This is a genomic window from Microbacterium sp. zg.Y1084 (assembly GCF_024623595.1).
GTDB classification, from domain to species: domain Bacteria; phylum Actinomycetota; class Actinomycetes; order Actinomycetales; family Microbacteriaceae; genus Microbacterium; species Microbacterium wangruii.
In genome coordinates this window covers 153,923-179,626 of the sequence record NZ_JANJGV010000010.1, presented here as the reverse complement: position 1 = coordinate 179,626, position 25,704 = coordinate 153,923, and the positions used below count along the sequence as shown (strand labels likewise).

Annotated in this window: 17 protein-coding genes; 9 read left to right on the top strand and 8 right to left on the bottom strand. The window is 71.0% G+C overall.

The annotated features are described in order from the left end of the window. Positions 1 to 73: 73 nt before the first annotated feature. The 3 genes from NQ165_RS12595 to treS all read left to right on the top strand — a co-directional run bounded on the left by NQ165_RS12595 (position 74) and on the right by treS (position 4,849). On the top strand, positions 74 to 238 hold the full coding sequence (locus tag NQ165_RS12595) for a hypothetical protein (protein WP_257533712.1): 165 nt from the start codon (positions 74 to 76) through the stop codon (positions 236 to 238). A gap of 71 nt (positions 239 to 309) precedes the next feature. Continuing rightward, complete coding sequence (locus NQ165_RS12590; protein ID WP_257533711.1) at positions 310 to 2,475, top strand: alpha-galactosidase; 2,166 nt, start codon at positions 310 to 312, stop codon at positions 2,473 to 2,475. 79 nt (positions 2,476 to 2,554) lie between these two features. Continuing rightward, on the top strand, positions 2,555 to 4,849 hold the full coding sequence (gene treS, locus NQ165_RS12585) for a maltose alpha-D-glucosyltransferase (RefSeq protein ID WP_257533710.1): 2,295 nt from the start codon (positions 2,555 to 2,557) through the stop codon (positions 4,847 to 4,849). 1 nt (position 4,850) lies between these two features. Here treS and NQ165_RS12580 read toward each other — a convergent pair whose 3' ends face one another. Then, entirely contained in the window at positions 4,851 to 6,092 is a 1,242-nt protein-coding gene (locus NQ165_RS12580) for a phosphotransferase (protein WP_257533709.1), read from the bottom strand. 241 nt (positions 6,093 to 6,333) lie between these two features. Between NQ165_RS12580 and add the strand changes: the two genes are divergently transcribed. Beyond that, positions 6,334 to 7,374 (top strand): adenosine deaminase, encoded by a 1,041-nt coding sequence (add, locus tag NQ165_RS12575; RefSeq protein ID WP_257533708.1) that lies wholly within the window; start codon positions 6,334 to 6,336, stop codon positions 7,372 to 7,374. Here the strand turns inward: add and NQ165_RS12570 are convergent. From NQ165_RS12570 to NQ165_RS12555, 4 genes are all read right to left on the bottom strand, one after another. After that, on the bottom strand, positions 7,295 to 7,912 hold the full coding sequence (locus NQ165_RS12570; RefSeq protein ID WP_257533707.1) for a 13E12 repeat family protein: 618 nt from the start codon (positions 7,910 to 7,912) through the stop codon (positions 7,295 to 7,297). The two genes, add and NQ165_RS12570, sit on opposite strands and share 80 nt — an antisense overlap. Before the next feature lie 163 nt (positions 7,913 to 8,075). After that, complete coding sequence (locus NQ165_RS12565) at positions 8,076 to 11,435, bottom strand: ATP-binding protein (protein WP_257533706.1); 3,360 nt, start codon at positions 11,433 to 11,435, stop codon at positions 8,076 to 8,078. After that, the gene (locus NQ165_RS12560) at positions 11,432 to 12,190 is read right to left on the bottom strand and encodes a DUF4194 domain-containing protein (RefSeq protein WP_257533705.1); all 759 of its coding nucleotides are present in this window, start codon (positions 12,188 to 12,190) and stop codon (positions 11,432 to 11,434) included. Before NQ165_RS12560 ends, NQ165_RS12565 begins: the two co-directional genes overlap by 4 nt. Further along, a complete protein-coding gene (locus tag NQ165_RS12555; protein WP_257533704.1) occupies positions 12,183 to 13,652 on the bottom strand; it encodes a DUF3375 domain-containing protein in 1,470 nt (489 codons plus the stop codon). The genes NQ165_RS12560 and NQ165_RS12555 overlap by 8 nt, the downstream gene beginning before the upstream one ends. 397 nt (positions 13,653 to 14,049) lie before the next feature. On the opposite strand from NQ165_RS12555, the gene NQ165_RS12550 reads away from it, so the two are divergent. Beyond that, positions 14,050 to 14,184, top strand: a complete 135-nt coding sequence (locus NQ165_RS12550) for a hypothetical protein (protein ID WP_257533703.1) — start codon at positions 14,050 to 14,052, stop codon at positions 14,182 to 14,184. A 42-nt stretch (positions 14,185 to 14,226) separates the two neighbouring features. On the opposite strand, the gene nagE is transcribed toward NQ165_RS12550, so the two are convergent. Further along, positions 14,227 to 16,185: an N-acetylglucosamine-specific PTS transporter subunit IIBC gene (gene nagE / locus NQ165_RS12545; RefSeq protein ID WP_257533702.1), complete on the bottom strand. Its 1,959-nt coding sequence runs from the start codon at positions 16,183 to 16,185 to the stop codon at positions 14,227 to 14,229. 196 nt (positions 16,186 to 16,381) lie between these two features. Next, the gene (locus NQ165_RS12540; RefSeq protein ID WP_257533701.1) at positions 16,382 to 17,065 is read right to left on the bottom strand and encodes a GntR family transcriptional regulator; all 684 of its coding nucleotides are present in this window, start codon (positions 17,063 to 17,065) and stop codon (positions 16,382 to 16,384) included. 151 nt (positions 17,066 to 17,216) lie between these two features. Between NQ165_RS12540 and NQ165_RS12535 the strand changes: the two genes are divergently transcribed. Both NQ165_RS12535 and NQ165_RS12530 read left to right on the top strand, forming a co-directional pair. Beyond that, on the top strand, positions 17,217 to 18,947 hold the full coding sequence (locus tag NQ165_RS12535; RefSeq protein WP_257533699.1) for an L-lactate permease: 1,731 nt from the start codon (positions 17,217 to 17,219) through the stop codon (positions 18,945 to 18,947). Then, positions 18,944 to 21,796 carry an FAD-binding and (Fe-S)-binding domain-containing protein gene (locus NQ165_RS12530; protein ID WP_257533698.1) on the top strand — a complete coding sequence of 951 codons (2,853 nt, stop codon included), beginning with the start codon at positions 18,944 to 18,946 and terminating at the stop codon, positions 21,794 to 21,796. The genes NQ165_RS12535 and NQ165_RS12530 overlap by 4 nt, the downstream gene beginning before the upstream one ends. 12 nt (positions 21,797 to 21,808) lie before the next feature. Here NQ165_RS12530 and NQ165_RS12525 read toward each other — a convergent pair whose 3' ends face one another. After that, a complete protein-coding gene (locus NQ165_RS12525) occupies positions 21,809 to 22,282 on the bottom strand; it encodes an acyl-CoA thioesterase (protein WP_257533697.1) in 474 nt (157 codons plus the stop codon). A 90-nt stretch (positions 22,283 to 22,372) separates the two neighbouring features. On the opposite strand from NQ165_RS12525, the gene NQ165_RS12520 reads away from it, so the two are divergent. Together NQ165_RS12520 and NQ165_RS12515 are read left to right on the top strand one after the other, a co-directional pair. Continuing rightward, positions 22,373 to 23,941, top strand: a complete 1,569-nt coding sequence (locus NQ165_RS12520; RefSeq protein WP_257533696.1) for an MDR family MFS transporter — start codon at positions 22,373 to 22,375, stop codon at positions 23,939 to 23,941. Between the two features lie 55 nt (positions 23,942 to 23,996). Continuing rightward, positions 23,997 to 25,670 (top strand): MFS transporter, encoded by a 1,674-nt coding sequence (locus NQ165_RS12515; protein ID WP_257533695.1) that lies wholly within the window; start codon positions 23,997 to 23,999, stop codon positions 25,668 to 25,670. Positions 25,671 to 25,704 lie beyond the last annotated feature (34 nt).

The window sequence follows — 25,704 nt, the reverse complement described above, 5'->3', positions numbered from 1 at the left end:
TCTGGGTGGGTGTCAACCCGGTTGAGCGGAGGCCGGCTGCGCCGCACCCTTGACGCAATCCCAGGAGGACACCATGAGCGATCTGAACAAGCCCCACGAGCACCACGCCGATGACGCCGTCGCCGACGACCTGGCTCCCACGGATGCCGTCACGGACGAGGTGCGCGAAGACGCCGCGAGCGCGCAGCACGTGGCCGGCGGCGACGAGCCCGACGCGCCTGCGGCGACCCACCCGTAACGGTCAGCAGCGGGCGCACCGGGGGAGGGGCGCGTGCGGCGACCGCCGCGGTTTCGGCTAGAAATGACTGCATGCCCGACACCGCCGCCGCCGTCTCGTCCGCTCCGCTCGCCAGCGCGGCATCCGAGGTCATCCACCTGCGGCGCGGCGGGACCAGCGTCGTGGTCGACCTCGGCGCGGAATCACCGGCCATCGTCCACTGGGGCGAGGACCTGGGCGATGCGCCGGTCGCGACCCTGCAGTCCCTCGCGCGCGCCGCGCGGCTGCAGCGGGTCTCGGGGGGTCTCGACAGCACCGCCCGGCTGGGCGTGCTCACCACCGCCGCCGCCGGCTGGCTCGGCACCCCCGCGCTCGAGGGCCACCGCGATGGGCAGAGTGTCAGCGCGCGGTTCACGCTCGCCGACGCCCGGGCGACGGCGCATGAGCTGCGGCTCGACTTCGCCGACGACGAGACCGAACTGAGCGCGCGGGTCGAACTGAGCCTGGGCGTGTCCGGCCTCGTGCGCAGCCGCATCGCGGTGCGCAACGAGGCGGACGCGCCGTACACGGTGCAGGCGCTGCACGCGACGCTGCCGCTGCCGTGGGATGCCACGGAGATCTTCGACACGACCGGCCGTCACCTGCGGGAGCGCTCGGGACAGCGCCACGACCTCACCTTCGGCACGCACCTGCGGGAGACCCGGCGCGGCCGTCCCGGAGCCGACGCCACCCTGCTGCTCGCCGCGGGCACCCCCGGGTTCGGGTTCGAGCGCGGGCGGGTGCACGGCATCCACCTCGCCTGGAGCGGCAACCAGCGCGCCTTCGCCGAACGGGCGCCGACCGGGGAGTCGTTCCTCGGCGCCGGCGAGCTCTACGCCCCCGGGGAGATCCGGCTCGGCCGTGGTGAGGAGATCGTCTCGCCGGTGCTGTTCGGATCGTGGGGGGACGGCCTCGATGCGCTCGCCGCCCGCTTCCACGACGAGTGGCGCGCCCGCCCGCAGCATCCGCGCCGGCCGCGCCCGATCACCCTGAACACGTGGGAGGCGGTCTACTTCGACCACTCTCTGCCCAAGCTCACCGCGCTCGCCGATGCCGCCGCCGCGCTCGGCGTGGAGCGCTACGTGCTCGACGACGGCTGGTTCCGCGCCCGCCGCGACGACACCGCCGGACTCGGCGACTGGTTCGTCGACACCGGCGTCTGGCCCGACGGGCTGCACCCCATCGTCGACCACGTCAGGGGGCTCGGCATGGAGTTCGGGCTCTGGTTCGAACCCGAGATGGTCAACCCCGACAGCGACCTCGCCCGGCAGCACCCCGACTGGCTGCTGCGCGGCCGCGTCGAGCTGCCGCCGTCGGCGCGCCAGCAGCAGGTGCTCAACCTCGCCCATCCCGAGGCCTACGCCTACATCGCCGGGGTCATCGGGGCGATCCTCGACGAGTACCCGATCGCGTACGTCAAATGGGACCACAACCGTGATCTGGTCGACGCGGCCGCGGGCCCGGGTGGCGCCGCGCAGGTGCACGCGCACACGCTCGCCGTCTACCGGCTGATCGACGAGCTGAAGGCCGCTCGTCCGGGCCTCGAGATCGAGAGCTGCGCCTCGGGCGGCGCCCGCGTGGACCTCGGCATCCTCGATCGCACCGACCGCATCTGGACCAGCGACTGCCTCGACCCGGTGGAGCGCCTCGAGAATCAGCGCAACACCGGTCTGGTGGTGCCGCCCGAGATGATGGGCATGCACCTGACGACCCCGCACGTGCACTCCACCGGCCGCACCGTCGCGCTGAGCATGAGCGGCGCGGTCGCCCTCTTCGGGCACTTCGGCATCGAGTGGGACGTCACGACGCTCACCGAGCCCGATGCGGCGGCCGTCGCGGAGTGGGTGGCCCTGGCCAAGCGCGTGCGTCCGCTCGTCGCCGCCGGCCGGGTCGTGAACGTCGACGTCGCCGATCCGGGGCTCGACGTGCGCGGGGTCGTCGCCGCCGATGCGGCCTGCGCATTCTTCACCGTCACCCAGACGCAGTCGCTCATCTCGTCGCCGACGGGGAGGGTGCGGATGCCGGGTCTCGACCCCGATCGCACGTACCGCGTGCGCATCGTCACGCCCGGCGGCATCGTGCAGGAGCCGGCTCAGTCGCCGCTCGACTGGGCGCACCACGACACGGTGCTCACCGGGCGCCAGCTGGCCCTCGTCGGCGTGCGCCCGCCCGTGCAGAACCCGCAGCAGGCGACCGTCGTCGAGATCACCGCCGCGTGAGCGGCGGCGCTCCATAGTTGCTCCCGGCACTGAACGCCAGTCCTCGTTTCCGGATCGTCTCGTCCCCTAGCGTGGGACGATGCCGAGCGACGACTTTCGGCCGGAGGACCTCTACACCGGCCCCATCGACCTGACCGGAGTGAACCCCGAGGGCGACGACGAGCCCGACGCCGACAAGGTCGAGATCAGCTACGACGAGCAGCGCTACCCGGCGCGTCCGAAGCGGCTGCGCCCGCGCGACCAGTTCCGCGGCGGGAGCGTGCGACGCATCAAGACCGACCCCCGCACGGCCAACGGCACCAACCCGTCGTACGTCGAGTGGCTGGTGCGGCAGTCGATGCTGAAGGATGCCGACGTGCTCGCGCGCCAGCTGGCGGGCCAGCCGGCCATGTGGCGCAACCCCTACGCGCGCCCCGACGCCCGGCGGGCGATCTCGACGACCGACGTGTGGTTCACGGCGTACCCCATCTCTCTGATCACCCGCCCCGGTCAGTCGTTCCTGGCCGCGCTCGGCGACGAGGACCTGTGGACGGCGTTCGAGCGCATCGGCATCAACGCCATCCACACCGGTCCGGTCAAGCGCGCCGGCGGCATCGCCGGGTGGCGGGAGACGCCGAGCGTCGACGGGCACTTCGACCGGATCAGCACCGAGATCGACCCGGCGTTCGGCACCGAGGACCAGTTCCGGGCCCTGTGCGACGTCGCCGACAGTCACGGCGGCAGTGTCATCGACGACATCGTGCCGGGTCACACCGGCAAGGGCGCGGACTTCCGCCTGGCCGAGATGGGGTTCAAGGACTACCCCGGCATCTACCACATGGTCGAGGTGCCGCCCGAGGACTGGGGTCTGCTGCCCGATATCCCCGAGGGCGTCGACAGTGTGAACCTCGACCCGGCGACCGAGCAGGAGCTCGAGAGCCGCGGCTACATCATCGGCGCGCTGCAGCGCGTCATCTTCTACACGCCCGGGGTGAAGGAGACCAACTGGAGCGCGACGGCACCGGTGATCGGCCCCGACGGCATCACGCGCCGGTGGGTGTACCTGCACTACTTCAAGCAGGGCCAGCCCTCGATCAACTGGCTCGACCCGACCTTCGCCGGCATGCGTCTGGTGATCGGCGATGCCCTGCACTCCCTCGGCGAGCTCGGCACGAGCGCCCTGCGCCTGGATGCCAATGGCTTCCTGGGCGTGGAGAAGAGCGCCGGCGGGCCCGCGTGGTCGGAGGGGCACCCGCTCTCGCACGCCGCGAACCACATCATCGCCGGCATGGTGCGCAAGGTGGGCGGCTTCACCTTCCAGGAGCTCAACCTCACGATCGAGGACATCCGCGACACCGGCGCGGTGGGAGCCGACCTCTCCTACGACTTCATCGGGCGCCCCGGCTACCACCACGCGCTCGCGACGGGCCAGACGGAGTTCCTGCGCCTGGCGCTCACCACGTCGCTCGAACTGGGCGTGCAGCCGGTGCAGCTCGTGCACGGCATGCAGAACCACGACGAGCTCACCTACGAGCTCGTGCACTGGGCGACCCGCCACGCCGACGACCTGTACCGCTTCCGCGGGGGCGAGATCTCCGGTGGCGAGCTCGCCGAGGTGGTGCGCGCCGAGCTCACCGAGAGCCTCACCGGAACGGCCGACTACAACCGGGTCTTCACGCAGAACGGCATCGCGTGCACGACGACATCCCTCATCGCCGCGACGCGCGGGATCGCGCGCCTCGACGACATCGACGATGACGACATCCCGGCCATCCGCGACGCCCATCTGCTGCTCTGCGCGTACAACGCCTGGCAGCCCGGCGTCTTCGCGCTGTCCGGGTGGGATCTGGTGGGTATGCTCACCATCCCGGGCGAGGAGATCGCCGACCTGATCGCCGCCGGCGACACCCGCTGGATCGAGCGCGGCGCCCACGATCTGCTCGACGTCGACCCGCAGGCCACCCGCTCCGCGGCGGGGATGCCGCGGGGGCGCGCCCTGCACGGGCCGCTGCCCGCGCAGCTGGACGACCCGGCGTCGTTCGCCTCACGCCTGGCCGCCATCCTCGACCTGCGGCGGGAGTCGGGCATCGCCACCGCCACCCAGGTGGACATCCCCGAGGTCGCGCATGCGGGCATGCTCGTGCTCGTGCATCGCCTCGACGAGGGGGATGCCGAGGCGGAGGCGCCGATCCAGGTGACCGTGCTGAACTTCGCCGCCGAGGCCACGGAGGGCACCGTCAGGTCGGACCAGCTCATACCCGGCAGTGAGGTCGTCGACGCGGCCTCGGGCGAGACCGTCGGGCGGGTGGACGATCTGCGGAGCTTCTCGGTCGCGCTGCCGGCCTACGGCGCGATGTTCCTGCTGCTCACGCCGCCGGCCGTCGACGCCGAGTGACTCAGGCCAGGGCGGCGTCGATGCCGGCCAGCGGCACGGGCAGCCAATCGGGGCGGTTGCGCGCTTCGTACATGGCCTCGTAGACCGCCTTGTCGAGCACTAGCGCCTTCAGCAGCAGGGTGTCCAGGTCGACCGCGCCCAGCGCGGCCGCATAGGCGTCGAGGAACGCCTCGCGACACGCCGCAGCCCACGCGCCGGCATCGGCGTCGCCGGCGACGGCGCTGGCGTAGTCGAACGACCGCAGCATGCCGGCGACGTCGCGAGGCGCCAGATCCGGGATCGCGCGCTCGTGCATCGGCCGCAGCGGCTCGCCTTCGAAGTCGACCACGCGCCATCCGCCCTGGGGGACCGCGAGCACCTGCCCGAGATGCAGGTCGCCGTGGATGCGCTGCAACCGCGGCCAGGGCCGCTCGAGCGCCGCCTGATAGACGGCGTCGATCGCCGGAAGGCGCTCCGCGACCGCGGGCACCTCGGCTGCCGCGGTGGCCAGGCGCTGGCGCCAGGTGGCCGCCGTGGCTGCCACCTCGGGAGTGCCGGCATCCACGGTCTCCAGGGTCGCGCCGAGGGCGCCGTGCACGGCGGCGACGGCGATGCCGAGATCCCGCGCGGCCTCGGTGAAGTCCCGCCGGTCCCGTGCGGCCTCCAGGGCGACCTCCCAGCCATCGCGCACGCCGGGCAGGAACTCCTGAGCGAACCCGAGGGTTCCGCGGGCGACGCCGGACGCGCGCCCCGCGTCGGGCCATTGCGCATCGAGGCTCCCGAGGAACTTCGGGACGTACGGCGACTGCGCATCGCTCAGCACGCGCTGCATGGTGACGTCGGGGTTCTCGCCGTGGTGCAGCGTGCGGAAGAGCTTGAGGATGATCGTGGGTTCGCCGTCCTCGTCGAACACGATCGACGTGTTGGACTGCTCGCCCGAGAGCACCCGAGAGCCGGTCACGCGGCTGACGTCGACCCCCATGTCGGCGAGCATTCCCACCGCGAAATCGGGGTGCCGGGTCGCATCGACGAGGTACCCGTCGTCGGTGCGACAGGCGACGGCATCGGAGGGCGAGGGGGACGCGACGAGGGTCAACGGCACGTGGTAGAGCGCCGGCAGTGAACCGGCGTCGTCCATGAGCAGGTAGCGCGTGGCGCCGGGCACGGGCTGCGCGTCGAGGATGCGGAAGCGCGGTGCGTGACTCTTGCCGGCGAACCACCGCTGCTGCGCCAACCAGGCGCTGAGGTCATCTGTGAAGTCCACGCTTCACCCTCGCGCGTTTCGGCGCCGGGGCGAAAGGGGTGGACGTGCGGCACGGAGGCGTAGTACCGGACGTGCTGCGACGCGGGCCGAGCCGGCCCCGCGCCTCCAGCCAGGGCGGGTCCTGCGCAGGCTTCCGGTGCGGGGGCGCGCAGACCCTAGAGTCGATCGTGCCGGCCCGCATCGACCCCCATCCGCTGTCGAGGCCGTGCTTTTCCCGCACATGACCCGAAGGAACCCCTCCATGACGACGTCCGTCGACCTCGCCGCGTTCGCCCACGGCCTCCCCAAGGCTGAGCTGCACCTCCACTTGGAAGGCACGCTGGAGCCCGACCTCAAGTTCGCCCTCGCCGCCCGCAACGGCATCGAGCTCGCGGAGAAGACGGTCGACGAGGTGAAGGCGACATACGACTTCACCGACCTGACGAGCTTCCTCGCGGTGTACTACCCCGCGATGCGCGTTCTGCAGACCGCGGAGGATTTCCACGACCTCGCCTGGGCGTACCTGCTGAAGGCGAAGGAGCAGGGCGTCGTGCACGCCGAGATGTTCTTCGACCCGCAGGCGCACACGAGCCGCGGCGTGCCGTTCGAGACCGTCGTCACCGGCTACCGTCGCGCCGCCGTGCGCGCGCAGGATGAGCTCGGCATCTCCGCAGAGCTCATCCTGTGCTTCCTGCGCGACTTCTCCGCCGAAGACGCGATGGCGACCCTCATGGAAGCGCTGCCGTACAAGGCATGGATCCTCGGCGTCGGCCTCGATTCCGACGAGCGCGACAACCCGCCCACGAAGTTCGCGGAGGTGTTCGCCCGCGCCAAGGCGGAGGGCTTCTTCCTCACGATGCACTGCGACATCGACCAGGTCGGATCGATCGACAACATCCGCGCCGTCCTGGAGGACATCGGTGTGGACCGCATCGACCACGGCACCAACATCGTCGAAGACCCGGCGCTCGTCGCCCTGGCCAAGGAACGCGGACTCGGCTTCACCACGTGCCCGGTGTCGAACTCGTTCGTGACCGAGCAGATGAAGGCCGACGAGATCGTGGGTCTGCTGCGCGAGGGCGTGCGCGTCATGGTGAACTCCGATGACCCGGCCTACTTCGGTGCGTACGTCGGCGACAACTACGTCGCGCTCGCCGAGCAGGCCGGCCTCGCTCCCACCGACCTCGTGCAGCTCGCGATCAACTCCTTCGAGGCGGCGTGGCTCACGCCCGCCCGCCGGGCGGCGCACATCGCGTCCGTGCAGGAGTATGCCGCTGCGCACGGAGTGGCCCTGCCCGCGTAGGCGCTGAGCACGCGGTGGCCGCGGCGCGGGTCGTGGCCACCGCCGGGTGCTGCACGGCGGGTGCTGCACGGCGGTGCGTGACATCGGCATACCACTCGGCGCGTCGGCGGCAGATGGGCGCCAGCCGGGTGGCCGCTTCGCTCTCGGCATAGGGGAGGACGGCGTCTTCGTACTCCGCGCGCAGCACCCGCTGGGTGATGATCGCGCCGTTGCCGACGATCACGCGCGCGTGGGCCAGCGAGATGCGACCGGCTTCGAGGGAGGCGAGCGTGGCGGGGTAATCGTTGACGAGTGTCGCAGCTTCGCTGATCTGCCGCTGCACGGTGCGGTCGCTGACCCGCCAGGCCGCAGCGATCTCGGTCGCGGCGATGCGATGGGGCATGTCGGCCTCGGAGCGGCGCTGCAGCCCCGCATCGGCCACCCAGTCCTCCACGATGCCGTCCGCCTGCGCCAGCAGTCGCGCTTCGCGTGCCTGCAAGCGGGCCACCTGCTCGCGCACGCCGATGAGGTCGGGCAGCACCTCGCCGAGACGGCTCATCGCTCGCGCGGCCGCCTCGTCGGGTGGAAGATATGCGCTGCTCCGCATTGGGGTTGCTCTCCCGCGAACCTCCGACACTTCTTCGAATCGGAAGTGCAACTGTGGACAACCCGTCGATCTGAGGTCTTCCGGAGGAGGCGCGGTCGGCGCCCGCTCGCGGCGGCTACGGCGCCGACGCCGGCAGCCCCACCTTCGGCTTCGCCCAGGACCGACCCTGCGTGTCCTTCAGGATGTCGTATTCGACGTCGACGTGCGGCTCGATGGCGCTGTACTTGTCGTTCGGTGCGCCGATGATCAGCTGGAAGCCGAGCCCGCGCCATGCGCCGATCGCCCGCTTGGTGAAGTGCGCGTCGGCCTTGATGAGCGCCTCGTCGAGGAACACCGGTGCGTAGCGCGGACGCTCGGCCCCGGCATCCCCCAGTTGATAGCGCAGCGCGGCGCCGACGATGAACGCGATGAGCTCCTGCGACTCGCCGCCGGACTTCTCGCCGATGTGGTCATACAGCGCGACGTGCTGGTGCGTCACGGCGTGCACGCGTTCGGCGCTGACCCGCACGTGGTTGCGGACGTCGACGAGGTCGGCGAAGTCCGGTGCGGTGCGGCGCAGCCGGTTGATGAGCCGGGACATGCGCTGGTAGACGCGCTCGCGGTCGTCGTCGGTCTCGGCCGCATCGATCAGCGCCCGCACGTCGCGCAGCTCCTTGCGGAAGCGCCGCCGCACCTCCGACTGGGTCTCGCGCGGCGAGATCTGCAGACGGTGATGGTCGTCGTAGAAGGGCAGGTCCTGCATGATGAGGTTGATCGGCTCGATGCGATCGCGGATTTCGCGCAGCGACCTGCTGAGCGTCGAGTCGAGGTTCGTCAGATCGTTGCCCGAGAGCTTCAGCAGGCTGTCGCGCCACTCCGCCTCGAGTTCGTGCAGACCGCTGGTCTCGAGTTCGGCGAGGATGCGCTCGAAGTCGCCGAGCGACTGGTCGGGGTCGGCCAGCAGGTTGGGGTTGGGCCAGCGGTCGAGGAACCCGGCGAGGGTGCGCCGCAGGCTGTCGCGCTGATCGCCGACCGCCTCCTGCGCAGCCCGCTGGTCGTCGAGGAAGCGTCGTGACGCCGAATCGAGCGCGGCGTCGAATCGGGCCAGGTCCTGCATGCGCGTGGTGGGACCGGTGCCCTCCGGCAGCAGGAACTGCCCGTCGAGGTAGGCGGCCTGGGCCTCGGTGAGCGCGCGCCCGGCGGCGTCGGCCGCGTCGATCGCGGCCTGAGCGGCATCGACCTCATCGGTGACGGCCGCCCATGCGTCGGCGAGCCGCTGCTGCTCGGCCTTCGCACGGCCGATGCCCTCACGCAGCTCGGCCGCCTCGGCGCGCTTCGCGGCGATCTGTGATTGGATGCTGGCGATGGTCGGGTTCTCGGCGGTCACCTCGTCGATGATCGCGGACCAGCGCTCGCGCTCCTTCTCGACGGATGCCACGTCCACCTGGTCCCAGGTGAGGTCCTGGATCTTCTCGTACGCCGCCCGGCGGGCGTCGAGCGCGTCGAGCTCGGCTTCGGCATCATGGGTGGCCGTCTGTGCCGTCTCGAGCTCGGCACGAAGCGCCCCGAGCTGCGCGTCGAGCTCACCGACGCGGCGGTGCGTGGAGAACCCCAGCACGTTGCGTCGTCCGTGCCCGCCGTGCGCACCACGGGCGCCCTGCGACGTCTGCCCCGCGAGGGTCAAGGCCATCCGGTGCTCCGACAGCTCGGCCGAGGTGTCGACGCAGACGTAGCCGTAGCGGCGGGAGAGCTCGTCCTGCAGCCAGCCCGTGAAGGGCGTGCTCTTGTAGTCCAGGCGTCCGGGGAGCGTCTGGGGATCGCCGGGCGCGGCGTCGGGAAGCCCGGTGTGCACGCCCTCGTAACGGAGGCGCTCGGGGATGCGGATCGTGTCGATGGCGGCGCGGAACGCCGGCAGGTGCGCCGCATCGATGAGGAGCGTGGTGGCGAAGCCGCCGAGGGCGAGGTTGAACGCCTCACGCCACGGCTCGAACTCGGTGCGCACCTCGATCAGCTCACCGACGAACGGCAGCTGGTCGGTGCGGAGCCCGGCGGCGCGGGCGAGGAGCTCCCGCGATTCGCGCAGGCGTGCGGGGATGTTGTCGTGGCGCTCCGCGGCCTCCCGGCGTTCGGCTTCGAGCGCGCCCACGCGTGCCGCGAGGGTGTTGCGCGCGCTGATCGCCTCGCCATACGCCTCCCGCAGCGTCGCCTTGGCGTCGGGGTCGGCCAGCGCCTGCCGGGCGCGGTCGGCCAGCGCCTCGAACTCGCGCGCCGAGGCCACCTGCACCTGCAGCACCTCGAGTGCGGCGTCGAGCCGCTCCCGCTCCCGCGCCACGTCGGCGAGGCGGCGCTCGAGGCCGCGAAGCTCGCGGTGCGCGGTCTCGAGCCGGTCGCCTCCGGCGGCGCGGAGCACCTCGCCGAGGCCTTCCCGCTCGATGTCGGCGGCATCCGCCAGCGCCTGGTGCTCGCGCACCTTCGCCTCGGCGGTGCGGGTGGCCGCCTGCAGCTCGACCTCGACCTCGCGCAGCAGATCGAGGCGGCGCGAGGCGCGCCAGAGGGTCGCCAGCGAATCGGGCTCGCTGAACCGCCCGATCTCATCGATCAGGCGCAGGCGCTCGGCGGCCTCTTCGATGCGTGCGCGCGCCGCGCGGATCGGCTGCAGCGCCCGCACCTGCTGCTGCGCGGTCAGCATGCGGCTGCGGGTGCTCTCGAGCCCGTCGAAGTGGGCCACGACGGCGTCGGCCGTCGCCATCGTCTCGGGCTCCTCGAGCACCATGCGCTTGTAGAGGTCGTCGACGGTCGTGATCTGCTGGCCGGCCTGGATGCGGGCGAGCAGGCTCATCGCCTTCGAGCCGCCGCCCGCGGCGCCGATGCCGAGCACGGCATGAAGCCGCGCGGAGAACTCGCGATCGGTCGCCACGGTGTCGAGCCCGGCGGCCTTGACCGCGGCATCCGCCAGACGCTGGCGGGCGGCATCCTCGAGCGAACTGAGGTCGAAGGGGCCCGTCACGGTCGCGCGGACCCGCACGGTGTCTTCGACCAGACGCGCGCCGGCAGGGATGTACCAGGCGCGCACCGCCGTGAAGCGCGATCCGTCGTGGTCGAGCCACGTCATCGACACGGCGGTCCAGGTGTCCACGCCGTCGCCGCGCAGCACCGTCACCTTCGTGCCGTCCTCGGTGCGGGTCTCGTCGGTCTTCCCGCGGGCGTAGGAGAGGATGTTGCGCTGCTCCTGGCCGCGCGGGCGCCCCACGACGGCGCCGTTGGAGGCGCCGTTGAACGGGGTGGTGTGCGGCATCATGAGCGCGACGTACGCGTCCATGAGCGTCGACTTGCCCGAGCCCGATCCGCCGCACAGCAGCGTCGCGGTGGGGGAGAAGCGCACGCGGTGGGCTCCGTCGTAGCCGCCCCAGTTCACCAGCTGCAGCTCGTCGGCCACCCACTGCTGGCCTCGGGATGCCGCGGGGATGAGCCCGAAGAGGGTGTCGAGCATCGTCATCGTGCCGCCTCCGCAAAGCCGTCGGCATCCGCACCGTCGGTGTCGTCCGCCGCGTCGTCGAGATCGATCGCCGTCGAGTGCTGCGACCGGTCTGCGAGCCAGTCGCGCAGTTCCCGCAGGCGCTCGGAGGAGAGCAGGATCTCGACGAGCGGGCTGATGCGGTAGCGCCCCTCCGACTCCTCCTCGATGATGCCGTCCTGGCGCAGGCGCGAGACGGCCGCGCGGATGGCCTTCTGCCGGCGCGCGGTGCTGCCGTCGGCCTCGGCGAAGTACGTGAGCACCGTCTGCTCGATGTCCTCGATGTCCACGCGTGCCGAGGGCTCCCCGGCGGTGCTCTCGCGCTGGTAGACGGTGCGCAGGTGGACGAGCACGAGGGTCTCGGCGCGGGAGTATGCCTCGTCGCGCAGGAGGATCGGGACCTCGAGCTCGTCCGAGCGCACCTGCTCCTTGTAGGCGACCCCGCGGTCGTGGTCGACCACCAGCCGCACGAACAGGTCGTTGAGCCGCGACTCGATCGCGTGCCGGTGGTCCATCAGCACCGTCCACTCGCCGCGGTTGCGGTCGGCCAGCAGGAACCGGCGCTGCAGCAGCCGCACGAGCACGCGCCGGGCTTCGGGGTCGAGCACGCCCCGGTCGCCGGGGAACAGCTCGTCAGGGTCGTGCTCCATCGCGACCGGCGCGATGAACGGCTCCTCGGTCGCAGGGTCGGCGACGGCGTCAACGACGGTGTCGGCAACGGGGGCGGTGTCAGTCATGCGGGAGTTCTTTCACGGTGCTCGCGGTCACGGTGCCGAAGGCGAAGCGGCGGCTGGTGCCGTCGGGGCGGCGGGCCTCGGCGATGGAGATGTCGTCGCTCTCGGTCATGCCGTTGCGGTGGGCGATCTCCAGCAGGCCGAGAAGGTCGACCGGCCGGCGGGTGTCGTCGGCGGCGCCCTCGAACGCCGCGGCGAGATCGAAGCGGTCGCCGAGCGTCGCGACGTAGGCTTCGAGCTCGGCGTAGCGAGGGCCGCCCCAGGCGCGCGTGTCGGCATCCACGAACTCGACATCCTCCGGCGCCGGGAGCGGTGCCGGCGCGCCGGGCGGATGCAGGTCGCTGAGCGACTGGCGCAGGTGCCCGATGTCGGCGACGGGGAACGTGTGCAGCGGCTCGACGCGGTCGCCGGCCCTGGAGTCCTGCATCCACAGCTGCAGCCCGGACATGACGCCCCGCAGCAGCTCGTCCACCTGCCGGTCACGCGCCGGGTCGTGGGTGCGCACCTGGGCGGTGATCACCTGCGACGCCCGCCGCTGCGCGGTCAGCACCTCCTGCACGCCCTGCTCGACCTGACGGCCGATGGCGTCGAGGTCGGCGCGCTGCTCGGGCGCCATCAGGCGGGAGAACGGCTGGGTGAGCAGCGTGTGCAGCTGCTCGGTGAGGCGGTCGATGTTCTCCGCGTCGCCGATGAGCCGCAGAGCGCCCTCGAACGCCCGGCCCTCCGGGGTCGCCTGCATGACATGGCGCCCCCGTTGCAGGTACTCGCGCAGGATCTCGCCCGTCGGGCGCACATCGCGGCGGAGGTCGGCGACGACGTCGCGCTGCATCGCTTTGATCGACTCGGCGACGCGGGAGAAGTCCGCCGGCAGCTCACGGGCCAGGTGCAGCACGTTCTCGGCCTCTTCGAACAGCTGCTCGTCGTCGATGGGCTCGGCTTCGTCATTGCGCAGCCGGGCGATCGCGGCATCCAGCGCCTCTCGCTCAGCCAGCAGCATGGCGATGCGCTGCTCGGGGTCGGTCTCGGCGTCACGGGCCAGGCGCTCGACCGCGTCGAGCAGCGTGCGCACGCGGGAACGGGAGACCCGTGCGCGGCCCCCGCCGGTGCGACCGGCGATGTCGAGGGCCCCGACCGCGTGCGCGGTCAGGCGGTAGACCTCCACGTCGTTCTCGATCTGCGGGGCCAGCCATCCCACGCGCACCCAGTGGCGGCAGATCTCACGGGCGGTGCCCACCGGGAGGCGTCGGTCGTCCTCGTCGTAGCCCGCGGCGCGCAGCTCGTCGAGCGCTTCACCGATCTCCGCGTGGGCGTCGGCGACGGCGACGGCGGGGCGTTCGGGGGTGAAGACGAGCGACAGCACGGCCACGACGAAGGGCGCGTGGCGGCCATGGAGAAGGTCGAGCGTCGGGTTTCGGAACGCGGCGACCGAGCGCTGATACGCGGCCTCCGCGCGAGTTTTCGACATCGGGGACAAGCCTAATCGACCCCTCCGACGGCTCCCGCCGGGCGCTGCTCGCGTGGCGTGGGGCCTGTGGGGCTGCTCGAGTGTCACGAATGGTGGGTGCGCGGGGTGTTGACCCGCCGTTTGTGACACCGGAGCGGCGCGGGGTGGTGGCGTGGGGGCCGTGGGGGCCGTGGGGCTGCTCGAGTGGCGCGAATGGTGGGTGCGCGGGGAGTGACCCGCCGTTTGCGACACCGGAGTAGCGCGGGCCGGGACCGGCGCGGCGCGGGACCGGCGCGGCGCGGGACCGGCGCGGCGCGGGACCGGCGCGGCGCGGGCGGATGCCGCGGCGAATTGACTTCGCCGGGAAGCGGGCTATGGTCAGGGGTTCACCCGCCAGCCGAAGAGGGGAAGCGAGTCCATGTCCGCTAAGTCACCGCAAGCGCGCGACGGTAAGAAGGTCGCCCAGCAGTCACTCAAGGAGAAGCGCGCAGCCAAGCGTGCCAAGCGAGAGCCCGAGGGGCTGCTGAAGCCGCGCAAGGGCGCCGGCGCCTGAAAGCGGAGGCGGGCGGCTCCTCGCGGAGCCGCCCGCTCTCGCTCAGCGCAACTCGACGGTGGCGTTCGCGTTGTTGAGCACCACGATCGCGGTGATCGCGGGGTGACCCGCGGCGGCGATCTTGGCGCGGTCGAACCGCAGCAGCGGGGTGCCCTCGCTGACCGACTGGCCCTTCATGGCGAGCGTCTCGAAGCCGTCGCCCTTCATCGCCACGGTGTCGATGCCCACGTGGATGAGCAGCTCCGTGCCGTCGGCCAGCACCAGCGCGATGGCGTGGCCCGTGTCGAACGTCGCGCCCACGGTGGCGGCGGCCGGCGCGATAACGGTGTCACCGGTCGGCTCGACCGCGATGCCGGGGCCCATGATCCCGTCGGCGAAGGTGGGGTCGGGCACCTCCGACAGCGGCACGACCCGCCCGGCGACGGGCTGGCGCAGCACCAGGGTGGGCGCCGGGGCCTCGGTCAGCACCGCGCTTCCGCCGGCATCCGTCGACGCATCGGGTGTCGCCGTGGCCCGGTCGGGCTGCGCGCCGGCTCCGCCGACGGGAGCCTTGGTGCGCCCGGCGATGAGCTCCTCCATGGCATCCTTCACGAACTGCACGTTCAGCCCGTAGACCACCTGCACGGACGTGCCGCCCGGCTTCATGGTCCCCGCCGCGCCGGCGCGCTTGAGTGCGGCGTCGTCGACCTTCGAGACATCGGCGACCTCCATGCGCAGCCGTGTCGCGCAGTTGTCGAGGTCGGTGATGTTGTCCTTGCCGCCCAGGCCGTCGATGAAGCGGGCGGCGGTGACGAGGTAGGGGTCGTCCGCGGTGTGCGTGTCGTACTCGGTGCCGGCCTCGAGCGTGTCGTCGTCCTCGCGGCCGGGGGTCTTCAGGTTGAACCGCTTGATGAAGAAGTAGAAGACGCTGAAGTACACGAGGAACCAGAACACACCCATCACCAGGATGAGCCAGGGGTTCTGGGCCATCGGGTTGGTCCAGTTGAGCACGAGGTCGATGAAGCCGCCCGAGAACCCGAAGCCCATCCTCACCGGCAGGATCGCGGCGATGGCCATCGAGATGCCCATGAACAGGGCGTGCACGACGTAGAGCACAGGCGCCAGGAACATGAACGCGAACTCGAGCGGCTCGGTGACGCCGACGAAGAACGAGGCGAACGCACCCGAGAGCAGGATGCCGTACGCCAGCTTCTTGCGCGTGGTCTTGGCGGTCAGGTACATCGCCAGCGCGGCGCCGGGGAGACCGAACATCATCACGGGGAAGAATCCGGTCATGTACTGCCCGGTGACGCCGTAGGTGCCCACGCCGGCGAGGAAGTTGTTGAGGTCGTTGATGCCGGCCACGTCGAACCAGAACACCGAGTTCAGCGCGTGGTGCAGACCGACGGGGATGAGCAGCCGGTTGAGGAAGCCGTAGAGACCGGCCCCGAGGGGGCCGAGGGTGACGATCCACTCACCGAAGCCCACGAGACCGCCGTACACGAACGGCCAGACGAAGAACAGCACGATCGCCAGCACGAGCGAGAAGGCCGCCGTCACGATCGCCACCGAGCGCTTGCCGGAGAAGAACGACAGCGCGTCGGGCAGCTTGGTGTCCTTGAACCGGTCGTAGCACCACGCGCCGATGAGGCCGCACAGGATGCCGACGAAGACGTTCTCGACCCGCAGGAAGGCGGGATCCACCTCGTTGACGTCACCCACGCCGGTGAACAGCAGCACCGTCTCGGGCCGGAGCAGCGTCGTGACGACCAGCCACGACACCAGGCCCGCCAGGGCGGCAGTGCCGTCGGCTTTCGTCGCCATGCCGATCGATACACCGACGGCGAAGAGCAGTGCGATGTTGTCGAGCAGCGCACCGCCCGCCGCGCTCAGGAACGCGGAGACGAGGTTGCTGCCCGCCGCCGACGTGATCCAGTAGCCGATGCCCGAGAGGATCGCCGCCACCGGCAGCACGGCCACCGGCAGCATGATCGATCGACCGAGCCGCTGCATGAATTTCATCTTCTGTCTCCCGTGTGGGTGGCCGTGTCGATGCGCCCCGCGGTCGCGTCGGGCACGGCGATCATCCAACCGCATCCGGGCTCTGCAACTCAATGGCCATGCACCGTGACAAAAACCGCGGGAGCTGCTGTGGGCCCCGCTCCGGCGGCATCCGCGCGCCGCTTCCGTGGTGTGCGGGCGCTGCCGGGGTGCCGGCTCAGAGGGTGGAGGGGAGTGCGGCTTCCGGCCCGGCGACGCCGCCCAGCCGCGCGGCCAGCCGCTCGCGCGCGCGGCCCACGTGCACCGCGAGCAGCTCGGCCGCGGCCTCGCCGTCGCCGGCTTCGACCAGTTCCATGATGCGCTCGTGCTCTCCGGCGATCAGCTCCGTCGGCAGCAGCGACGCGCCCTGCACCTGCGACATGCAGAAGACGACTTCGGATGCCAGCGACTCGTACACGCCGCTGGTGCGGGCACTCCCGAGCGCGTCGACCAGGCTGCGGTGAAAGCGCATGTCCGGCTCGACGATGTCGCGGGGGGAGGCGTCGACCAGCGCGGAGATCTCGCGGTTCGCGGCGCGCGCGGCCTCCGGCACGTGTCGCTCGGCGGCGAGCAGGCGCAGCACCTGCGCCTCGATGACGACCCGCGTGCGGTAGATGTCGCGGGCATCCTCCGGGGTGAGGCGCACGACGCGCGCCGTCTTGTGGGCGCGCCGTTCGAGCAGCCGGTCGCGCACCAGGTTCTCGATGGCGGCCTTCGCGGTGGGGCGGGCCACGTGGTACCACTCGGCGACGTCGACCTCGCCCAGTGCGGTGTCGGGAGCGAGCTCCCCGGAGAGCACGCGGCGACGCAGGTCGTCGGTGACAGCCTCGATGACCGAGACCACGGCGATACGAGCAGCCATCGCACACTCCTTCGTTGTGCCCCGGGGTGAGAGCACCCCCCGAGTTTATGGTTCGTCCGACAATGACTCTTGACTGACGTGTCTACATGTCTAACAATAAGGCAACCGTTGGCGCGATACATGCGCTTCTCACGACTCGAAGGAGAGTCCCGTGTTCCAGCAGATCCTCGATCCGGTCTTCGGGTCACTCGCGCTCTCCGCGCTGGTGGCCGTCATCCCCCTCGCCACCCTCTTCGTGCTGCTGGGCGTTTTCCGCGTCAAGGCGTGGAAGGCCGCGCTGGTCGGGCTCGTCCTCTCGCTGGTGCTCGCGGTGCTGGTGTGGCAGATGCCGCCCCTGCAGGCGCTGAGCGCCACGGCGGAGGGTGCGCTGTACGGCATCGTCCCGATCCTCTGGATCCTCGTGAACGCCCTCTGGGTCTACCGCCTCACCGTGGTCACGGGATGGTTCGAGGTGCTCGGCGACCGCATCCGCGCCATCAGCGACGACCAGCGCATCCTCGCGATCCTCATCGCCTTCTGCTTCGGTGCGCTGCTGGAGTCGCTCGCCGGGTTCGGGGCACCGGTCGCCATCTCCATCGCCATGCTCATCGCGGCAGGCATGAAGCCGCTGAAGGCCGCCATCGTCTCGCTGCTGGCCAACACCGCGCCCGTGGCCTTCGGCGCGATGGCCGCGCCGATCATCGCGCTGTCGGGCGTCACCGGGATCGACATCCACCTGCTGTCCCAGATGGCGGGCCGCCAGACACCGTTCCTGGCGATGATCGTGCCGCTCATCCTCGTGTTCATCGTCGACGGCATGCGGGGGGTGCGCCAGACGTGGCCCGTCGCCGTCGTCGCCGGCATCGCGTTCGCGGTGGCCCAGTTCGTCACGGCGAACTTCATCGCCGTGGAGATCACCGACGTCGTGGCATCCGTGGTCACGGTCGCGGCGGTGCTGATCATGCTTCGGTTCTGGAAGCCCTCCGAGACGCTCGTCTTCGATGCCGCCGACCGTGAGGCCGGCATCGCCTCGGCCTCCGCCGCCGCGGCGGCCGGCACCAGCCAGAGCCGCACCGGTTCGGACACCGGCTCCGGTACGCGCTCCGACTCCCGGGTGCGGGTGGCCGAGGCCGTGCGGGTCGACACGGCCTCGCGCTCGCGCGGCAACCTGACCTGGAACGCCGTCATGCCCTACGTGGTCATCATCGCGGTGTTCTCGGTCGCGCAGATCCCCGTGATCAAGCAGTTCCTGGCCCAGTCCGTGACCCTGATGTTCCCGTGGCCGGGGCTCGAGATCGCCAACGCCGCGGGCGACCCGGTGGGCACCACCTTCTCGCTGAACGTGTTCGGCACCGGCGGCACGCTGCTGCTGCTGTCGGGCATCATCGTCGCGCTCATCTACCGGATCCGCCCCAAGGACGCCGTGGCCGCGTACGGTCACACCCTGAACCAGCTGCGCTTCACGATCGTCACGGTCGTCGCGGTGCTCGCCCTCGCCTACGTCATGAACCTCTCCGGGCAGACCCAGAGCCTGGGTGCGGCGCTCGCCGCCACCGGCGGGCTGTTCGCCCTGCTCTCGCCGGTCATCGGCTGGCTGGGTGTCGCGATCACCGGATCGGACACGTCGTCCAACGCGCTGTTCGGGCTGCTGCAGGTGACCGCCGCCGAGAAGGCGGGGCTGAATCCGATCCTCATGGCGGCGACGAACTCGTCGGCCGGCGTGCTCGGCAAGATGCTCTCGCCTCAGAACCTCGCCGTCGCCGCGGCCGCCGCGGGCATGGCGGGCAAAGAGGGCGACCTCTTCCGCAAGCTCATCTGGTGGAGCCTGGGGCTGCTGGTCGTCTTCACCGGCCTCATCTACCTGCAGTCCACCGTGCTCGCCTGGATGGTGCCCACACCGTGACCACCGCCGTCCCCGCCTCGTCCATCGCCCTGGTCGGCGGCGTCCCGGACGCCGTCGCCGAGGCGGTGGGTGAGCCGTCCCGCATCAAGACCAGGGCGATCGACAGGGTGGCCTACGCCAGCGACGCGTCGCACTTCCTGCTCACCCCGAACGCGGTCGTCGTGGCCGAGGACGCCGCCGAGGTCGCGCGCGTGCTGCGCGCCGCGAACGCGAGCGGATCGCGGGTGACCTTCCGCTCCGGCGGGACGAGCCTCTCGGGCCAGGCGTCGGGCGACGACCTGCTGGTCGACACGCGTCAGGGCTTCCGTCGCATCGAGGTGCTCGACGGCGGCGCCCGGGTGCGCGCGCAGCCCGGGGCGACGGTGCGGCAGGTCAACATGCGGCTGCTGCGCACCGGCCACCGGCTCGGGCCGGACCCGGCCAGCGAAGCCGCGTGCACCATCGGCGGCGTCGTGGCCGACAATTCCAGCGGCATGGCGTGCGGCATCACCGAGAACACCTACCGCACGCTCGAGTCGCTCGTGTTCGTGCTGCCCTCGGGCACGGTGGTTGACTCCGCCGCCCCCGACGCCGACGCGCGGCTCAAGGCGCAGGAGCCGGAACTGTTCGACGGTCTCGTGCGCCTGCAGCGACGCGTGCGCGAGAACCCCCAGTCGATGGCGATCATCGCCCGGCAGTTCTCGATGAAGAACACGATGGGCTACGGCGTCAACGCGTTCGTTGACTTCGACTCCCCGGTGCAGGTGCTCACGCATCTGCTCATCGGCAGCGAGGGCACGCTGGCCTTCATCGCGGAAGCCACCTACCGGACGGTGCCGATCCAGCCGAAGGCGGCGACGGCGCTCGCCGTGTTCGCCACGCTCGACGACGCCACCCGTGCGCTGCCCGATCTCGTCGCCACCGGCGCGGCGACGATCGAGCTGATGGATGCCACGAGCATCCGCGTCGGCCAGTCCTTCGCCGACGCTCCTGCGCAGATCCTCGGCTTCGACGTCGCCGCGGAGGCGGCGCTGCTCGTGGAGTACCAGGGCGCGACCGACGAGGCGGTCGCCGAGCTCACCGCCCGAGGTGCACGGGTGCTCGGCGAGGCTCCGCTGCGGGCCGCCGCCGCCTTCTCCGCCGACCCGATCGCCCGCGCCACCGCGTGGAAGCTGCGCAAGGGCCTGTACACCTCGGTGGCCGGTGCCCGTCCGAGCGGCACGACCGCGCTGCTCGAGGACATCGTCGTGCCGGTGCCCGCCCTCGCCGACACCTGCGAGTCGCTGCACGTGCTGTTCGAGCGCTACGGATACCGCGACAGCGTCATCTTCGGCCACGCCAAGGACGGCAACATCCACTTCATGCTCACCGACCGCTTCGCGGGCGACGCGGCGATGGGGCGCTTCGTGGGATTCACTGACGAGATGGTCGACCTCGTGCTGCAGGCGGGCGGCAACCTCAAGGCCGAGCACGGCACCGGGCGGGTCATGGCACCCTACGTGCGACGGCAGTACGGCGACGAGCTGTACGACGTGATGCGCGAACTCAAGCGCCTGTGCGACCCGGCCGGCATCCTCAACCCCGGCGTCATCATCGACGACGGCACCGACGCGCATCTGCGCGACATCAAGCTGCCGGAGCCGGTGGAGGCCGAGGTCGACCGCTGCGTCGAATGCGGGTACTGCGAGCCGGTGTGCCCGTCCAAGGACCTCACCCTCACTCCGCGCCAGCGCATCGTGGTGCGCCGCGGCATGGCGAGGGCCGAGGCCGCGGGCGATCATGCGCTCGTCCAGGCGCTGGAGCGCGACTACGACTATGAGGGCGGGCAGACGTGTGCCGTCGACGGCATGTGCGTGACGGCGTGCCCCGTGCTGATCAACACCGGGTCCCTCGTCAAACGGCTGCGGCGGGAGAACGCGAACCCCGTGCTCGCGGCGGGGTGGAAGGCCGCAGCCCAGGCCTGGGGGCCGGTGACGCGCATCGGTGCGGTCGCCCTCACCACCGCCGACGCCGTGCCGGCGGGCCTCGTCGGCGCGGCGACCCTCCTCGGTCGCGCGGTGCTCGGCACGGACACCGTGCCCGCTTACACGGATGACCTGCCCGCAGGCGGGGCGAAGCGCCGTGCGAAGGCCGGTTGCCAGGGCGGCGGCACCGGCGACCCCGTCGCGGTGTACCTGCCGGCCTGCGTCAACAGCATGTTCGGTCCCGCCGGCGACGGCATCGGGGTGACCGAGGCGTTCACCCGGCTGGTGGAGCGAGCGGGGATCCGCGTGCTCGTTCCCGAAGGGATCGAGTCGCTCTGCTGTTCCACGCCGTGGACGTCGAAGGGGTTCGCCGGCGGTCGTGACGTGATGGCCCAGCGGGTCGTCGACGCGGTGCGGGAGGCGTCCGGCGACGGCGAGCTCGTCGTCGTCAGTGACGGGGCGAGCTGCACCGAGGGCTTCGCGCACATCTTCGCCGACGCCGGGCTCGACTATCGCACCGAGGATGCCGTCGACTTCGTGGCCCGCCTCGTGCTGCCGGTGCTCGGCGCCGTGGCGCCGATCGTCGACTCGCTCGTGCTGCATCCGACGTGCTCGTCCACGCAGATGGGACTGAACCCGGCGCTGCAGGCGGTGGGCGCGGCGGTCGCCTCGACCGTGACCGTGCCCGACGCCTGGGGATGCTGCGGCTTCGCCGGCGACCGGGGGATGCTGCATCCCGAGCTCACCGCATCGGCGACCGCGGCCGAGGCGGCCGAGGTCGCCACGATCGACGCCGACGCGCACGCGTCGTGCAACCGCACGTGCGAGATCGGCATGACCCGCGCCACCGGCCGGGAGTACCGGCACGTGCTGGAGCTGCTGGAGCAGGCGACCCGGCCGCGCTGACGGCGCCCGCCGTCAGATGTTGGGCAGCTTCACCGTGCCGGTGTTGGAGTGCTCGCGCGGCATCCGGTCGCGGTCGTAGGTGATGTCGGTGAAGCCGTGCGGCACGGGCCGACCGTCCTCACCGAGGTTCACGAAGACGATCTTCTCGATCGTGAGGATGCGCTGGCGCGTGATCATGTTGCGCACCACGGCGCGCATGGTCAGTGACGTGCGCCCGAAGTGGGTGGCGGTCAGCCCCATCTCGACGAGGTCCCCCTGCACGGCGGACGCCTCGAAGTTGATCTCCGAGATGAACTTCGTGACCACGCGGTAGTTGCCGAGCTGGATGATGGCGTAGATCGCCGCCTCCTCGTCGATCCACCGCAGCAGGCTCCCGCCGAACAGCGTGCCGTTCGCATTGAGATCCTCGGGGCGCACCCACTTGCGCGTGTGGAAGTTCACGCCTTCCTCGGACCAGTACCAGGATGCTTCGGGCTTCTGCGTCATGCCGCCCACGGTACGCCTCGAGCCTGAGCGGGACGATGGAGCCGGTGCGTGGGCCTTCTGAGCGCAGGGTTTCGGTGGTAGACCGTACGCGTGAGCGCGTCCGCGGCGTCGATCGACCGGTCCGGGGTGGATCTGACCAGACGGCAGGTCTACACGATCTTCGGCGCCCTCCTCGCGGCGATGCTGCTGTCGGCACTCGATCAATCCGTCGTGAGCACGGCGCTGCCCACGATCGTCGGCGACCTGGGGGCGGCCCAGGGGGAGGGGTGGATCGTCACGGCGTACCTCCTCGCCATCGCCATCGTCATGCCCATCTACGGAAAGGTCGGCGACCTCTTCGGCCGTCGCACCCCGTTCCTCCTCGCCATCGCCCTGTTCATCGTCGGCTCGACGGGCTCTGCGCTCTCGGGGTCGTTCGAGGGCCTCATCACCTGGCGGTCGCTGCAGGGGCTGGGCGCCGGCGGGCTGGTGATCCTCTCGCAGGCGATCATCGCCGACATCGTCTCGCCTCGGGAGCGCGGCAAGTTCATGGGACCCATGGGGGCGGTGTTCGGCATCGCCACGGTGGCGGGCCCGCTGCTCGGCGGCTGGCTCACCTCGGGGCCGGGCTGGCGCTGGTGCTTCTGGCTCAATGTTCCGGTCGGCATCGCAGCCCTGCTCATCGCATGGTTCACCCTGCGGATTCCGGAGCACCGCAGGCAGCATCGGTTCGACCTCGCCGGGGCGGTGCTGCTGGCCGCGACGACGGCCGGCATCGTCTTCCTCACCAGCTGGACCTCGCTCACCCGCACCACCTCGTACGACTGGGCCAGCCCAGGGCTCCTGGCACTCCTGGCCGGGACGATCCTGGCATTCGCACTGTTCCTGGTGGTGGAGTCCAAGGCCTCCGACCCGCTCGTGCCGCTGGACATCTTCCGCAGCCGGACGTTCGCCGTCGCCGCGACGCTCTCGCTCATCCTCGGCGTGGCGATGTTCGCCGCGCTGACGTTCCTCCCGACGTTCCTCCAGATGGCCGAGGGCGCGAGCGCCACCGACTCGGGGCTGTTGATGCTGCCGATGACGGTCGGCCTCATGATCACCGCGCTGGCGTCGGGACTGCTGATCACCCGCACGGGCCGCTACAAGGTGTTCCCGATCGCGGGGTTCGGCATCGCGACGCTCGGGCTGCTGTGGCTCACCCAGCTCTCGGCCGACATGTCGATGGTGACCTTCGGCGCCATGATCTTCGTGCTGGGGTTCGGGCTCGGATTCGTGATGCAGACGCTCGTGATCGCCGCCCAGAACGCGGTGAACCCCGAGCGCATCGGCGTGGCCACCTCGACGAACAATTTCCTGCGCGAGATCGGCGCGGCGGTGGGCACCAGTCTGTTCTCCACCGCCTTCACCACGTCGCTGCGCGACGACCTCGAGCAGACGATCAGCCGGCTCCCCCGTTCGCAGGTGCCCTCGGGGTTCGGGGCCGAATCGCTCACCCCCTCCGCCGTGCAGCAGCTCCCTGCCGAGCTGCGCGACCGGGTCGTCGAGGCGTACGCCGATGCCCTCGCGACCTCGTTCTGGTACCTCCTTCCGCTCGGGGTGGCCGGGTTCGTGGTGGCGTTCTTCCTGAAGGAGCTCCGCCTGTCGGACAAGCCCGGCCTCGCCGCCCGAAGCGGAAGCTGACACCGTGTCGGTATCCGTCGTCCAAAACCCGGAAGCAGGAGTAGTGTGACCCGACGTGAACCAGGACACTGAGCGTTACCACCGCCTTCGCTGGTGGGGTCTGGCGGCCATCTCCGTCGCCGTCGCACTGATCATCATGGACTCGACGATCGTCTCGGTCGCGGTCCCGAGCATCGTCGAGTCGCTCGATCTCACCACCACCCAGATCCAATGGGTGCAGGAGGTGTACACGCTCGTCTTCGCCGCTCTGCTCATGGTGTGGGGCACGACGAGCGACCGCCTCGGCCGTCGCCGGCTGCTCGTCATCGGTGTCGTGGTCTTCGTCGCGTCGAGCATCCTCTGCGCCTTCGCCATCGACGGCACCTGGCTGATCGCCGCCCGCGCCCTGCAGGGCGTCGGCGGCTCGATGATCCTGCCGACCACCCTGGCCCTCCTCAACGCCACGTTCCGGGGCAAGGAGCGGGGCATCGCGTTCGCGGTCTGGGGTGCGACGATCGGGTCGATGGCCGCAGTGGGACCGGTGCTCGGCGGCTGGCTCACGAGCGCGTTCTCGTGGCACTGGGCGTTCTGGATCAACCTGCCGTTCGGCGTCGTGGTCATCATCGGCGTGATGCTCTGCATCCCCGAATCCCGCCAGCGCGACGCCGGCCGCTTCAGCGACTGGATCGCCGTGGGCACCTCGGTGCTCGGGTTCGGCCTGCTCGTGTTCGCCCTCATCGAAGGGCGCGCTTACGGGTGGTGGGAGGCGACGGACTCCGCACCGATCAGCCTCGGCGGATTCAGCGTGATCCCGGTGCTGTTCGTCCTCTCGATCCTCGTGCTCGCCGCCCTGGTGTGGCGGGAGCGCCGGCGTGTGGCCGCGAGCAAGTCGGTGCTGATCGACGTGTCCCTGTTCCGCATCGGCACGTTCGCGAACGGCAACATCACCGCCCTGACCGTCTCGCTCGGAGAGTTCGGCCTGATCCTCTCCCTGCCGCTGTGGTTCCAGTACGCCCGGGACATGAACGCCCTGGAGGCGGGCCTGGCCCTGCTGCCGCTCGCGGTCGGCTCGTTCCTCGCGAGCGGGTCGATCCAGTCGCTGTCCAAGCGCCTGTCGCCGGTGCAGATGGTGCGCCTGGGCGTGATCCTGGAGATCGTCTCGCTCGCCGCGCTCGCCCTGCTCATCCGCCCCGACTCGAACCTGTGGGTCACCGGCGTTCCGCTGTTCTTCTACGGCATGGGCGTCGGCTTCGCCACGGCGCAGCTGACGCAGCTCATCCTCATCGACGTGCCCGTGGAGAAGTCGGGACAGGCGTCGTCGGTGCAGTCCACTTCGCGTCAGGTGGGGTCCGCCCTCGGCATCGCGGTGCTCGGGACCGCGCTGTTCACGACGCTGCGCATCGGCACCGAGTCGCGCCTCAGCGACCAGATCGCGGCGGATCCGAAGGTGGGCGAACTGGTGGATGCCGTCTCGACGTCCGCCGGTGCTCTCATCGGCGAGCTCGGCAAGAACCCGGCCACGGCCGCGATCGCCGACGCGGCGCGAGACGCGCTGACGCAGGGCGTATCGGTGGCCGCGTGGGTCGCGGTGGCTGCGCTCTTCGTGGGTCTGCTCACGACGATCCCGCTCGGCCGGCGCGCCCGCGAGGAGGACGTCCCCGGGAAGGTCGGCGAGACGGCGGCGCCGGATGCCGCGTCGCACCGGCCCGGCGCGGCGGACTCCACGACGGCGGACGGCAGCGCCCCGTAGATCGACGCGCCTCGCTGCTGCGGCACCCGCGGCC